The 11,830-nt window shown below is 52.1% G+C and carries 16 protein-coding genes; 2 read left to right on the forward strand and 14 right to left on the reverse strand.

Annotation, left to right across the window (positions count from 1 at the left end):
• Nucleotides 1–220: 220 nt before the first annotated feature.
• The 3 genes from EDM59_RS09645 to EDM59_RS09655 all read right to left on the reverse strand — a co-directional run bounded on the left by EDM59_RS09645 (nucleotide 221) and on the right by EDM59_RS09655 (nucleotide 1,412).
• Entirely contained in the window at nucleotides 221–409 is a 189-nt protein-coding gene (locus EDM59_RS09645; protein WP_122923435.1) for a VanZ family protein, read from the reverse strand.
• Between the two features lie 106 nt (nucleotides 410–515).
• Nucleotides 516–1,082, reverse strand: coding sequence for a VanZ family protein (locus tag EDM59_RS09650; RefSeq protein ID WP_122923436.1), 567 nt, complete (start codon nucleotides 1,080–1,082; stop codon nucleotides 516–518).
• Between the two features lie 3 nt (nucleotides 1,083–1,085).
• Nucleotides 1,086–1,412, reverse strand: a complete 327-nt coding sequence (locus EDM59_RS09655) for a PadR family transcriptional regulator (protein ID WP_122923437.1) — start codon at nucleotides 1,410–1,412, stop codon at nucleotides 1,086–1,088.
• A 166-nt stretch (nucleotides 1,413–1,578) separates the two neighbouring features.
• Between EDM59_RS09655 and EDM59_RS09660 the strand changes: the two genes are divergently transcribed.
• Nucleotides 1,579–2,079, forward strand: coding sequence for a GNAT family N-acetyltransferase (locus tag EDM59_RS09660; protein WP_122923438.1), 501 nt, complete (start codon nucleotides 1,579–1,581; stop codon nucleotides 2,077–2,079).
• 81 nt (nucleotides 2,080–2,160) lie between these two features.
• On the opposite strand, the gene EDM59_RS09665 is transcribed toward EDM59_RS09660, so the two are convergent.
• Entirely contained in the window at nucleotides 2,161–2,688 is a 528-nt protein-coding gene (locus tag EDM59_RS09665; RefSeq protein WP_342769197.1) for a DUF1572 family protein, read from the reverse strand.
• A 115-nt stretch (nucleotides 2,689–2,803) separates the two neighbouring features.
• Between EDM59_RS09665 and EDM59_RS09670 the strand changes: the two genes are divergently transcribed.
• On the forward strand, nucleotides 2,804–3,289 hold the full coding sequence (locus tag EDM59_RS09670; protein WP_122923440.1) for a MarR family transcriptional regulator: 486 nt from the start codon (nucleotides 2,804–2,806) through the stop codon (nucleotides 3,287–3,289).
• Between the two features lie 2 nt (nucleotides 3,290–3,291).
• Here the strand turns inward: EDM59_RS09670 and EDM59_RS09675 are convergent, their stop codons facing one another.
• The 10 genes from EDM59_RS09675 to EDM59_RS09720 form a co-directional block, all read right to left on the reverse strand.
• Nucleotides 3,292–3,822 (reverse strand): GNAT family N-acetyltransferase, encoded by a 531-nt coding sequence (locus EDM59_RS09675; protein WP_122923441.1) that lies wholly within the window; start codon nucleotides 3,820–3,822, stop codon nucleotides 3,292–3,294.
• 27 nt (nucleotides 3,823–3,849) lie between these two features.
• A complete protein-coding gene (locus tag EDM59_RS09680) occupies nucleotides 3,850–4,722 on the reverse strand; it encodes a MetQ/NlpA family ABC transporter substrate-binding protein (protein ID WP_122923442.1) in 873 nt (290 codons plus the stop codon).
• Nucleotides 4,723–4,765: 43 nt separating this feature from the next.
• Complete coding sequence (locus EDM59_RS09685; protein WP_092266471.1) at nucleotides 4,766–5,434, reverse strand: methionine ABC transporter permease; 669 nt, start codon at nucleotides 5,432–5,434, stop codon at nucleotides 4,766–4,768.
• Complete coding sequence (locus EDM59_RS09690; protein WP_122923443.1) at nucleotides 5,431–6,216, reverse strand: methionine ABC transporter ATP-binding protein; 786 nt, start codon at nucleotides 6,214–6,216, stop codon at nucleotides 5,431–5,433. The genes EDM59_RS09685 and EDM59_RS09690 overlap by 4 nt, the downstream gene beginning before the upstream one ends.
• Nucleotides 6,217–6,221: 5 nt before the next feature.
• Nucleotides 6,222–7,379: an amidohydrolase gene (locus EDM59_RS09695; RefSeq protein WP_122923444.1), complete on the reverse strand. Its 1,158-nt coding sequence runs from the start codon at nucleotides 7,377–7,379 to the stop codon at nucleotides 6,222–6,224.
• Between the two features lie 30 nt (nucleotides 7,380–7,409).
• The gene (locus EDM59_RS09700) at nucleotides 7,410–8,759 is read right to left on the reverse strand and encodes an LLM class flavin-dependent oxidoreductase (RefSeq protein WP_122923445.1); all 1,350 of its coding nucleotides are present in this window, start codon (nucleotides 8,757–8,759) and stop codon (nucleotides 7,410–7,412) included.
• Between the two features lie 45 nt (nucleotides 8,760–8,804).
• A complete protein-coding gene (locus EDM59_RS09705; RefSeq protein ID WP_122923446.1) occupies nucleotides 8,805–9,656 on the reverse strand; it encodes a MetQ/NlpA family ABC transporter substrate-binding protein in 852 nt (283 codons plus the stop codon).
• A gap of 32 nt (nucleotides 9,657–9,688) precedes the next feature.
• Complete coding sequence (locus EDM59_RS09710; RefSeq protein ID WP_092266476.1) at nucleotides 9,689–10,339, reverse strand: methionine ABC transporter permease; 651 nt, start codon at nucleotides 10,337–10,339, stop codon at nucleotides 9,689–9,691.
• A gap of 2 nt (nucleotides 10,340–10,341) precedes the next feature.
• Nucleotides 10,342–11,358, reverse strand: a complete 1,017-nt coding sequence (locus tag EDM59_RS09715; RefSeq protein ID WP_148040829.1) for a methionine ABC transporter ATP-binding protein — start codon at nucleotides 11,356–11,358, stop codon at nucleotides 10,342–10,344.
• Nucleotides 11,359–11,519: 161 nt separating this feature from the next.
• On the reverse strand, nucleotides 11,520–11,777 hold the full coding sequence (locus EDM59_RS09720) for a glutaredoxin family protein (RefSeq protein WP_122923447.1): 258 nt from the start codon (nucleotides 11,775–11,777) through the stop codon (nucleotides 11,520–11,522).
• Between the last annotated feature and the right edge of the window lie 53 nt (nucleotides 11,778–11,830).

An 11,830-nucleotide genomic window follows, 5' to 3' on the forward strand; every position in this document is an offset into this window, starting at 1 on the left:
CAAACATTAGCTGGTTTTTTTGCGGGTTTGCAATGGGATCGGGAGCTTTTACCGACACTCCCTGCTCGCATCCCGTAATCATCGCCAGCGCTAGGAAAATGGCTGCTAGTTTTTTCATGTTATCCTCCATATATCGTATTACTACTTAAATCGCATTACGAGGTACTAGGCGCAAGACGTCCGCCACAGATGAGCTTATCTCCTCCTGCGCGACCTCTTTTTAGTCCTCTAGTGACAGACCTGCCTCGGGGAACCGCTTTTTCTTTTGCCTGTCTACGAACCACTCGGCTGAGCGGAACAGAAGATATCCGAGTAAGGCACCTATTATGTTTAGCAGCAAATCATCGACATCAAAGCTGCCCAAGGCAAACCAAAACTGCAAAAACTCGATCGAGAGACTGGCTGCCATTGCCGTAAGAAAACCTCTATCGAGGCCACCTCAAGGAGGAGCGACCGCGTTTTAGTGGAAAGTTTTCATGCGCTCCAGAATTCATAAGCAGTACGCTTATAAATTCTTATACGGTAAAAAACACCCGATGGATGCTTTGAAAGGAGGAGAACAAGATCGGCACGAGTATCCCCAACGGCAGAAACAGCCCTACATTCCCAAGCAAGTTGTACAGCATGTTGGACAAACCGATGCTCTCCGTGTGAAAAAAGTAATCCTTTAACGTATGAAGCGGCTTCGTATTTTGAAAGATGTGGGTGTATTGGGGAACGCCGTACTCCAGCATGCGCTGCTTCCAGTCGAGCGTGAATCTGCGTCTGTGCCATCTGTCAGGCGATAAAAGCACCAAATAGCTGGCTGCCTGGATGTACAGGCTAAAGAGTCCCAGCAGCCATCTGCGTATGTACTTGTCCACGAGCGGCATAGACTCCGAAAGCTGACGGCTGATTTGCTCCACCGATCCAAAGCGTTGGATGGCCATTGTCTCCGCATCCTCTTCCCCGTAGCCTTGCGCCAACAGCTCCAGCTTCATGCTGTTCAGATGATCCAGCAGCTCCTCCTTCGTATCCTGCTTTTCCTGACGGCTGCAAAACAGCTTGCTGACCACTTGTTCTGCATACTCTTCCAATTTCATCGCTTATTCACTTCCCTCATGACAGAGCGCGACCAAGTGGCTCAGTGTCTGCCAGTCTTTCATTTTTTCCTGCAAGATTCCACGTCCCTGCTTGGTAATGCGGTAGTACTTGCGTCGTCCTCCCTCGTTTGCTTCTCCCCAGTAGGACTCGACTGCCTTCAGCGTTTCCAGCCTCTTCAGCGCAGGGTACAAGGTCCCTTCGCCGATCTCGTAGACTTCGTTGCTCTTTACGCGAATCAACCGGGCCAGCTCGTAGCCGTATTGATCCTTCTGGGCAATCAGCGAGAGCAGCAACAGATCGATGCTCCCTTTTAAAAGCTCCTTGTTCACAGTAACAACTCCTTCCGTGACATGAATAGAGAGTACCACAGCATACATCGTAATACAAGGTACTTTGAAACCGGTAATATATGCTTCCTGTCTGTTTACGAATATTGACAAAAAGAACAAATGTTCGTATAATAAAAGAACAGATTATTCTCCAGGAGGCGCATGCATGGCAGCTCAAACGAACCTCGCTCAAACCGTTCAGCTTGCTTTTTATCACCCTGACCATAAAGATATCCTGTACTCTTTTGACTTGCCTCAGGAGCAAATGCAGTTCACTGGCATGCCCACTGACGTGCTCGAGCCTGCCATCCAGGACGAGCAGCAGTATCCGATCGTCATTCTGGCAGATTCCCGGCCAGTAGGTTTTTTCATTTTGCACAATAGCGAGACCCGTATCGAATACACAGACAATGAGACAGCCCTCCTCCTGCGCTCCTTTTCGGTTAACAATGCCGACCAGGGAAAAGGGTATGCCAAGCAAGCCCTCTTGCAGCTAAAGGATTTTGTCCAACAGAGCTTCTCTCAGGTAGAAGAGATCGTGCTCGCTGTGAACATGCGAAATCTCGCTGCTCGTCAGGTCTACTTGAAAACAGGCTTTCTGGATGAAGGACGTACGAGAATGGGTGCAATTGGCCCACAGCATGTACTCGTCATGCCTGTTCGCTAGAGTGTCAAAAAATGCAAAAGCCGCCGAGCAAGAACCTCGACGGCTTTTTGGGTTGGAATCCATTGTCCTGTTTTTATCTTCTCATTCTTTTTTCTTAGGGAACGTTGTCGTGACATACTGATCGTTTAATCGAGCCTTGGCAATATAGAAGATTTGCCCCGCATGTTCAGACAAATGAGCAAGCATTTGCAGACAGATGTCCAGGACAGTGGCTTCTTTGTTCATTGCACTTTGTGCTGGCGGATTATCCATGTAAGGCTGCTTGAGAAAGTCTTCCTCTGACATTCCTTTCACGACTTGAATGAGAATGTCAAAGGATTGCTCGAATGCAGCAATAGCTTCATCCTTGCTTACCACCAGCGACGAGTGAAATTCCTTGTCCCTGTCGCGAATTTCTTGTGGGCCAAAAAAGATGGCTTCAACGCGATGTCGGACGGTCTCCCGAATGTGCAAGGCGAGATTCGCGATGCTGTTGCTCTCTTCGTTGGGTGACCAGAGGATGTCTTCCTCGGATAATTGACTCACGACTGCAACACTCCGGCTTTTGAGGAGAACAAACTTCGAAATCAGACTATCTGCTAAGTTCGAGTGCATATCCATTCCTACCATCACCTTCACCAAATGTTTGTTCCCTTATTATACCATTTGGCTATCATGCAGGATAAAACTTTATTCTCATCCGGCATCCTGTAGTAACATAAGAGTGAACAGGAGGAGATTGCAGATGACCATGCCGGAAGAAATCTTGGACAAGCTCAAGCTATTTATCTACCAGCAGGACGAGATCGCCAAGAAAAAGCAGCAGTACATCCAAAAGGAGATTATCGAGCTCGCCTTGATCAGCGAACCAATCTCTCTCGCTGAAATTCACGTTCTCGATTACATAGGCAGTGACCCCAACCTGAATGTGATCGGCATTTCCAAGCAGATGAACATGACGCGGGGTGCCATTTCCAAAATTACCGCCCGCTTGGAGCGAAAAGGCTTGGTCGTGAAAACCCAGCTGCCCTCCAACCAAAAAGAGGTATTCTTTCAGCTGACGCCGACTGGGCAGAAGCTTTGGGACCTGCATCGCCGAGATAACCAGAATAAACGCAATCACTTTTTGAATTTGTTCCAAGGCTACAGTGAAGCAGAGCTTTCTGGCATTATTCACTTTCTAGATGATATCCTGCGTGAAGGCAGCCGCATCCTGGAAGCAGATACTTAAGGCTAGATCCTGTCTGCCTGATCCAGCCGCAAGCGATAGCTTTTTACAGTCGCTTCCCCGTTAAAAAAGTCTTTCTCCACTGCTCGTTCAAAACCGAGCCTTTCATAGAGCTTCACGGCCGCTTCCATCATATCGGTCGTGTGCAAATGCAGCGTGGAGGCACCGATGGCCAAGCATCGCCGGATACTTTCACGGATGAGCTGAACGGCAATTCCCTGTCCTCTCGCTTGCGGCGATACGGCAAGAAACCGGATAATCGGGGAATGAATCGCAAGCTCGGGCTTGCCATAGGCTGCCTCTGAAGACGCGAACAGCTGCACGCTGCCTACGATCTCGTTCTCCCTTCGTGCCACGAGAAAAGCAAACGTGCGCTCTCCTGCTGCAGACTTCTTCATCTCTCCCTTGTAAAGCTCCCATCTTTTCGCCGACAGCTTCTGTTCATACTGCTGATAGGCCTCGATCAGATGTTTCTCGAGCGATTCACGGTCCCTCCCTTCTGCGTCCTGAATCGTGATGGAGTGAATTCCTCTCATGTCGATCGCCCTCCTGGTATCCCTACGTTAAAAGGCAGGCACTACTGCAACACCGTATTTGTCTTCGATGAATTTTTTCACCTCAGGGGTCGTCAGGGCAGCGTCCAGCTTCTTGATTTCCTCACGATTCTCGTCTCCTTTGCGTACGACGATCACGTTTGCGTACGGAGAGTTAGCCCCTTCCCGGAACAGAGCGCTGTTGGGATCGATTTTCGCTTCGAGTACGACGTTCGTATTGATCACCGCTCCGTCCAGATCGGGGAGCGCACGCGGCAAGGTAGCTGCCTCTGCCTCGATGAACTCCAGCTTCTTCGGATTTTCCGCGATATCTTTTGGAGTAGCCTCATACGTTGTCAGCCCATCCTTGAGCTTGATCAGCCCTTGCTCCTGCAAGAGGGTCAGCGCTCGAAACTCGTTGGAAGGATTGTTCGGGATGCCGATCTTCGCGCCTTCCTTGATTTCGTCCGCAGATTTCAGCTTATCGGAGTAAAAACCGATTGGCTCTACATGTACCTTGGTCGTAACGGCAAAATCAAAGCCTTTTTCCCCACGAACCGAGTCCAGATAGGGGACGTGCTGGAAGAAGTTGGCGTCGATCTGGTTATCCTTTAGTGCCGGGTTCAGCTGCCCTTCATCATCGAGAATCACGACCTCCAGATTGACTCCTTCTTCCTTCAGCTTCGGCTTGATAAACTCCAAAATCTCCGCATGCGGCACAGGAGCCGCTCCTACCTTCAGCGTAACCTCTTTTGGAGCCTCCGCTGTTTGTCCGGCGCTGGGGCTTGCCTGAGCGGCTCCCCCACCAGATGCCTGATTGCTTGCGCCAGATCCGCAGCCAGCCAGCATCACACTAACCCCCACTAGCAAACTGAAAACGACACCCAAACCTTTCTTACGCATGCTCACGCCACTCCCTTATCGGATCTATGTTTTCTCTTTGGACTTACTCGAATTTGTAACGTTTTTTGTTGATCGATTTCGCGATAGAGTCACCTGACCATTGAATGATCTGAACCAGGAGAATAATGACGATGACGGTGGCGATCAGGACGTCCTCGCGAAAGCGCTGATAGCCAAAGCGGATAGCCAGACTGCCCAGCCCGCCAGCGCCAATCGCTCCAGCAACCGCCGTAAATTCGGTGATGCCGATGATCCCGATGGTAATCCCGCGAACGAGCGCAGGAAGAGCTTCCGGGATGAGTACCCGAAAAATGATCGTAAAAGGAGTCGCCCCCACGGATTTCGCCGCCTCGATCTTCCCGGCACTGACTTCTTTAAGCGAGTTTTCGATGATCCGTCCCAGAAAAGGAGCGGCCCCGATGGAAAGGGAAACGATCGCTGCTGTCGGTCCCAGTGATGTGCCCACAATCAGTCGGGAGAGAGGCAGCAGCAGGACGATCAGAATGATCAGCGGCAGCGACCTCACCCCGTTGATCACGGTGCCGATGGCCTTGTTCAGCTTCGGCGCCTCCAAAATGCCTCCCTTTTCCGTAACGACGAGCGTGACACCGAGCACAATCCCGATTGCGAGGGCAAACAGAGACGACCAGAAGACCATGTAGAGGGTTTCGAGCAGTCCTTCCCAGAGCAGCTCTAGCAAATCGTCTTTCATATGCCTGCCCCCACTCCCTCCATCACATTGCGTTTGTCGCGGTAATGATCGATGATGCTGACAAATCGTTTGGCTGTATCGCTTTCCGGGCGCAGGAAAAATTTTTCTACCGAACCGGTTTCGACGATTCTGCCTTTTTCAAGAACGGCCATGTTGTTGCAAATGTGCTGCAGCACGTCCAGCTCATGCGTGATCAGCACAATCGTCAGGTTCAGCTGGCGATTGATTTCTTTCAGCAGCTCCAAAATGGAGTACGTCGTCTGCGGGTCGAGCGCCGATGTCGCCTCGTCACTGAGCAGCAAATCCGGCTCGTTGACCAGCGCACGGGCGATTCCGACGCGCTGCTTTTGCCCGCCGCTCAGCTGAAACGGATAGACGTTTTCCTTATCCCCTAGTTGAACCAGATCGAGAATCTCTCGGACCCTCTGCTGGATATAACGTTTGGGATGGCCCGCTACCTCCAGCGGAAACGCGACGTTCTGGTAAACGGTCTTCGCATCGAGCAGGTTAAACTGCTGAAAAATCATCCCGATCTTTTGCCGCGCCTGCCGCAGCTCTTTTTCGTTCAGATTCGTCACGAGCCTGCCGCCGATCTCGATGGTGCCGAAGTCCGGTTCCTCCAGCCGGTTGAGGCAGCGGATCAGGGTCGATTTCCCCGCGCCACTGAAGCCGATGATGCCAAAGATGTCACCCTTTTCGATGGTGAGATCAATATTTTGCAAAACGGTGATCGAGCCTTTTGCCGTCTTATAGGTTTTCGTGAGGTTGTGAATGCCGATCATATGGCTTACCTCCCCTCCAGTGCGGCCAGCGCGGCTTCCGCCAGATAGTGCACGCTCTGTTGCAGGGCTCGATCATCCAGCGTAAACCCGGGGTGATGCCATTCATGTGTACCAGATGTCCCGATAAACACAAACGATCCGGGAATCGCGGACTGATAGTAGGCAAAATCTTCTCCCGCAGGAGACGGCACGGGGACGACGACCGCAAGCCCTGCCTTTTTCGCCGCCTCAACGGACAGCCTCGACAGCTCCTCGTCGTTGCGAACAGCTGGAGGTCCCTCAAACCAGCTCAGACTGATTTTGGTTCCATAGGCAGCCGTCACGCCTTCGATAATCCGTCGGAAGTGCTCGGGAATTTTCGCCCGCACCTCCTCCTGGAAGGTTCGCACGGTCCCACCCAAGACCACTTTGTCCGGGATCACATTCCAGGTCGATCCCCCGTGGATGCTGGTTACGCTAACTACTGCATTGTGCAACGGGCTGATATTGCGGCTGACGATGGTCTGCAGGGAGGACACGATCTGGGCAGCAGCCACGATTGGATCGACGCCCGCCTCGGGGATCGCCGCGTGTGTTCCTATCCCTTCGATCTCGATATCAAAGCCGTCTACTGCTGCCATCAGAGGACCCGGCAGTATTCCCACGGTTCCGGTTTTCAAATCCGGTTTGTTATGCAGTCCGAAGATCGCTTGCACCCCTTGCAGTGCACCGCTCTCGATGATCTTCCTGGCTCCTGTCCCTTTTTCCTCAGCAGGCTGGAAGATAAAGCGCACCGTTCCTTTTAGCTGCTTCTCCTGCGTTTTCAGCAGATAGGCAGCACCGAGAACTGCCGCCGTATGAAAGTCATGACCGCATGCATGCATCTTTCCGGGGGTTCGGGAGGCGTACGGCAATCCCGTCTCCTCCTGAATCGGCAGGGCGTCGATGTCAGCCCGCAAAGCAACGATCGGTCCATCCACACTGCCGCTCACTTCCGCTACCACCCCGGTTTGCAGAGGGGCTTCTAGGATACGGATCCCCGCTTCCGCAAGCCACTCACGGATGGAGCGCGTCGTCTCCACCTCTTCATAGGCGACCTCCGGGTATTGGTGCAGGTGACGGCGTATTTGTATCAGCTGGGGGGTGAGCTGTGCAGCAAGCCCCGCAAAATCTGGAATTCCCATCCACCGTCCTCCTTTTCAGCTGCTCGAATTTCATTGCGATTCTACGAGCGAATTGCGTGCGACGAATCGATTGACCGGCTTGTGAAGACCGAGATGATCGCGCAGCGTATCTCCTTCGTAATCCAGACGGTACAAGCCCCGCTCCTGCAAGATCGGAACGACTTTGTCTACAAAATCCTCCAAACCTTTCGGCAGGATCGGTGCGACGAACATGAAGCCATCTGCCGCTCCTTGGGTAAACCATTTCTCCAGCACGTCCGCGATTTGCTCCGGTGTGCCGATCAGCTCTTGATTGACTCCGCCCTCCAGCAGCGCGTACAGCTCGCCCAAGGTCGGGTTCACTGTTTTGATCAGCTCCGTCATCCGCTCAAAATGGCTCTGAATCCCGTTGTCTTGCGGGAACTCTACTTCCGCTGCCGGAGTGTCCAGCGTGTATTTGCTGAAATCCACCTTGCCCAGATAGCCTGACAAAAAGCGCAGACCTTGCTCAGGCAGCAGCAGCTCGCTCAGCTGCCGATGGATCGCTTCGGCTTCTTCCTTCGTATCTGCCACGATCGGGGAAATGCCCTGCAAAATATGGAGCTGGTCGGGCGTTCGACCATAATCCGCCAGCTTTCCTTTCAGGCTCTTGTAAAATTCCTGTGCCTTTTGAAAGTCCTTTACGTGCGAGAAGACGACTTCAGCGGTTCTCGCTGCGAGACGCTGTCCGGGCTCCGATGCTCCCGCCTGTACGATCACGGGCTGCCCTTGCCGCGACCTGCCGATGTTGAGCGGGCCTTGGACCGAGTAATACGTCCCTTGGTAATTCAACCGATGCATTTTCTGCGGATCGAAGTACACGCCCGATTCCTTGTCTTGCACAAAAGCGTCGTCTTCCCAGGAATCCCACAGCCCCTGCACCACGTCGATAAATTCTTCCGCTTGCTTGTAGCGCTCGTCATGCTCTACGTGATTCGCACGGCTGAAGTTGCGTCCGGTTTCCCCTGTCGCATCTCCTGTCGTGACCATGTTCCAGCCTGCGCGGCCATTGCTGATGTGATCTACGGACGCGAACAGACGCGCCAGATTGTAGGGCTCGTGATAGGTCGTCGAAGCTGTCGCGACCAGACCGATCTTGGAGGTAGCTCCTGCCAGAGCTGCCAAAAGTGTCGTTGGTTCAAAGCGATTCAAAATATTTGGATGGGAATTTTCATTGACCGCCAGACTGTCCGCGATAAAAGCAATGTCAAACTTCCCTCGCTCGGCGATCTGCGCCATCTTTTGGTAAAACGCAAGATCAATGCTGGCATTGCGTTGTGCTTCCGGCAGCCGCCATGACGCCACATGTATCCCGGTTCCCACCAGATAGGCTGAAAAATGGATTTGCCGTTTTTGGGTCATCTTTTCTCCTCCTGTTTCCTGCCCTGAACTTTCCCGATCCGTCTCTTATTTGCTGGCATACGCGCTCTTGAAGTTTTTCAGTTCGTCTACCGTGACCTGCGTCGGAATGTAGTTTCCTTTGTACGTCTCGGTGATAAAGTCAGAGACTGCTTTGGACTGATAGATTTGCACCAGCTTTTTGAGGTCTTCGCTGTTTTCGTTTTGCTTGGTTGTCGCGATGATATTGATGTACGGTTTCGCCGTATTGCTCTCATGGAAGATAGAGTCCTTCAGCAAAAATCCTGCTTCCACTGCTACCCCGTTATTGATGATGGAAGCAGCAACGTCTTTCATGACACGCGGTGTAGTCGCTCCATCGACAGGGACGATCTCGAGATGTTTCGGGTTTTCCTTAATTTTGTCCGCACCGCCAAAACCATCAAAATTGTCTACGACTTTAATCAAGCCCGCTTCCTGCAAGAGAACGAGGGAACGTCCCCAGTTGGAATCGTCGTTGGGCACTGCGATTTTGGCGTTGTCCGGGATTTCCTCGATTTTCTTGTATTTATCCGAATAGATCCCCAGCGGCGCGATGATCGTGGAGCCGACAGGAACGATCTCGGAATTGTTTTTCTGGTTGAACTGATCGAGGAAAGCGACGTGCTGGAATGCGTTTGCGTCGATATCGCCTTCGAGCAGGACGGTGTTCGGGTTCACGTTGGCGTTCAACTGAACCAGCTCGATGGAAAGCCCCTCTTTTTGCGCCTGTTCTTTCACGAAATCCCACGTACGGCTTTCCGACCCGCGAATCCCGATTTTCAGTGTTTTCGAGGTGGATGCTTCATCTGCTTTTCCGCAACCGACTGCTCCTACTGCTGCTAGAATGACGAGTAAAAACAAAATGGCTATTTTCTTCATGGATGTCTCTCCTGTCCGTTACGATGACGGTTCTATTTTCTGCGAATTTTACGTGCCAGCCGGTTGCCCAGCGACTGAATGCCCTGTACCAGAACGACCAGAATGATGACGGTCGCGACAATCGTAATCGTGCTAAAGCGTTGGTACCCGTAGGTGATGGCCAAATCGCCGATCCCCCCGCCTCCCACGGCCCCCGCCATTGCCGTAGCCCCGATCAGTCCAATCGTAGCTGTCGTGATGGACAGCACGAGTGAGCCGAGCGTCTCCGGGATGAGGAAGCGGAAAATGATCTGCAAGGGTGTCGCTCCCATCGCTTCTGCGGCTTCGATGATCCCTGCGTTTACTTCCAAAAGCGAGTTTTCGATCAGGCGGGCGATGTACGGTCCCGTGTAAATGACCAGCGGTACGATCGCCGCAGTCGTTCCGATGGAGGTTCCGACGAGTAATCGCGTAAACGGGATGATCGCCACCAGCAAAATGATGAACGGGACGGAGCGCAGCACGTTGATGATCGGGTTTAAAATCGAGAATATCGCTTGGTTCTCCAAAATGTGGCCTTTGCGCGTGACGACCAAAAGGATCCCTAACGGCAGTCCGATTAGTGTGGCAAAGACCAGGGAGACCCCTACCATGTACAGCGTCTGATAGACGGCTTGCCATATTTGTTCTGAGCTGACTTCCATCGCTACGAAATCTCCTTCACGGTTACATTTTGCTGCTGGATGTATTGGTAGGCACGAGCAATGTCCGCCGCGCTTCCCCCTATTTCCACGATCATGTTGCCAAAGGGCACGCCTTGCAGCTCCGAGATGTTGCCGAACAGCACATGGACCTGGGTCTGGAACTGCTTTGCGACCTGGGACACGACCTGTTGGCCCGAGTTTTCCCCGACAAAATGGATTTGATAGATTTTCGATTGCCCCCGGCTGTTTGCCAATGCCTTGTAAACACTTGGCGGAATGTCGTCGCGGATGACCGATTTTACGAAATTGCGTGCGGTTTCCGTCTGTGGATGCGCGAACATATCCAGAACTTCCCCTTGCTCCACAACCGTTCCGTGCTCCATGACCGCTACCCGGTTGCAAATCTCTTTGATCACATTCATTTCGTGCGTAATCATAAGGATCGTGATGTTGTATTCCTTGTTCACTCTTTTTAAAAGCTCCAGAATCGATTCCGTCGTTTGCGGGTCCAGTGCGGAAGTCGCTTCATCACTCAGCAGAATGGACGGGTTTGTCGCCAAGGCCCGCGCGATCCCTACACGCTGTTTTTGTCCCCCGGATAATTCATCTGGAAAGCTTTTCGCCTTATCGGATAGTCCTACAAAGGACAGCAGCTCGGCTACTCGCTCCTGCACGACTTTTTTGGGAGTCTGACTCAGGAGCAGCGGCATTGCTACATTTTCAAAGACAGTTTTGGATTCCAAGAGGTTAAACTGCTGAAAGATCATCCCGATGTCCTTTTTCACGCGACGAAGCTGCGCAACAGACAACGTCGTCAAATCTTTGCCGTCGACAATGACTTTTCCCGAGGTTGGCCGCTCCAAAAGGTTCACCGTACGCAGCAGCGTGCTTTTTCCAGCGCCTGAAAAACCGATGACCCCAAAGATGTCACCCTTTTCTACCGTGAGCGTAACGCCCTTCAGTGCTTCGATAATCTTTCCGCCGCTTTCGAACTTCTTTTCAACCTGCAAAAATTCAATCTTTTTTTCTTTGGGCAGGGCGTGCCTTTGCTCTTGTACTTCATTTTGGCGAAGGAATGTATCTGTCTGCTCCAGCAAGCTCAATTGGTTTCCCACTCCTTTTTTTCATGTGCGGGGATGAGCAGGGATTGCTCGCTCTCCGCTTCACCCAGGCAGAGGATTTACTCGGCTTTCAGGAAAGCTTCCAGACGATCCAGCTCCGTATGAAGCAAAGCCTCAAACTTGCCTTCCCCTCCGATTTCGACTACGGGAATCAGACGCGAGCCGTATTTGACCTCCAGCACATCGCGCAGTACGTCCTTGCCCTCTACATCAATCCATTCGTACGGGTAATCGTGCGCCGCCAAAACGGATTTTACATTGTCGCAAAAGGAGCAGCCATTGCGCCCCCAGAGAATTACTTTTTGTTGAACTGCCATTTTCATTTCCTCCCTTAGGCATCTGGCCAAAAAACAAAGAGACCCCAAAGCCC

The organism is Brevibacillus nitrificans (assembly GCF_003710965.1).
Taxonomy (GTDB): domain Bacteria; phylum Bacillota; class Bacilli; order Brevibacillales; family Brevibacillaceae; genus Brevibacillus; species Brevibacillus centrosporus.

Coding starts and splice junctions, on each gene's coding strand:
- EDM59_RS09720 (WP_122923447.1), bottom strand. CDS start 11,777: ATGGCAGTTCAACAAAAAGTAATTCTCTGGGGGCGCAATGGCTGCTCC.
- EDM59_RS09695 (WP_122923444.1), bottom strand. CDS start 7,379: ATGGGAATTCCAGATTTTGCGGGGCTTGCTGCACAGCTCACCCCCCAG.
- EDM59_RS09645 (WP_122923435.1), bottom strand. CDS start 409: ATGGCAGCCAGTCTCTCGATCGAGTTTTTGCAGTTTTGGTTTGCCTTG.
- EDM59_RS09705 (WP_122923446.1), bottom strand. CDS start 9,656: ATGAAGAAAATAGCCATTTTGTTTTTACTCGTCATTCTAGCAGCAGTA.
- EDM59_RS09675 (WP_122923441.1), bottom strand. CDS start 3,822: ATGAGAGGAATTCACTCCATCACGATTCAGGACGCAGAAGGGAGGGAC.
- EDM59_RS09680 (WP_122923442.1), bottom strand. CDS start 4,722: ATGCGTAAGAAAGGTTTGGGTGTCGTTTTCAGTTTGCTAGTGGGGGTT.
- EDM59_RS09685 (WP_092266471.1), bottom strand. CDS start 5,434: ATGAAAGACGATTTGCTAGAGCTGCTCTGGGAAGGACTGCTCGAAACC.
- EDM59_RS09650 (WP_122923436.1), bottom strand. CDS start 1,082: ATGAAATTGGAAGAGTATGCAGAACAAGTGGTCAGCAAGCTGTTTTGC.
- EDM59_RS09670 (WP_122923440.1), top strand. CDS start 2,804: ATGACCATGCCGGAAGAAATCTTGGACAAGCTCAAGCTATTTATCTAC.
- EDM59_RS09690 (WP_122923443.1), bottom strand. CDS start 6,216: ATGATCGGCATTCACAACCTCACGAAAACCTATAAGACGGCAAAAGGC.
- EDM59_RS09700 (WP_122923445.1), bottom strand. CDS start 8,759: ATGACCCAAAAACGGCAAATCCATTTTTCAGCCTATCTGGTGGGAACC.
- EDM59_RS09660 (WP_122923438.1), top strand. CDS start 1,579: ATGGCAGCTCAAACGAACCTCGCTCAAACCGTTCAGCTTGCTTTTTAT.
- EDM59_RS09665 (WP_342769197.1), bottom strand. CDS start 2,688: ATGGTAGGAATGGATATGCACTCGAACTTAGCAGATAGTCTGATTTCG.
- EDM59_RS09710 (WP_092266476.1), bottom strand. CDS start 10,339: ATGGAAGTCAGCTCAGAACAAATATGGCAAGCCGTCTATCAGACGCTG.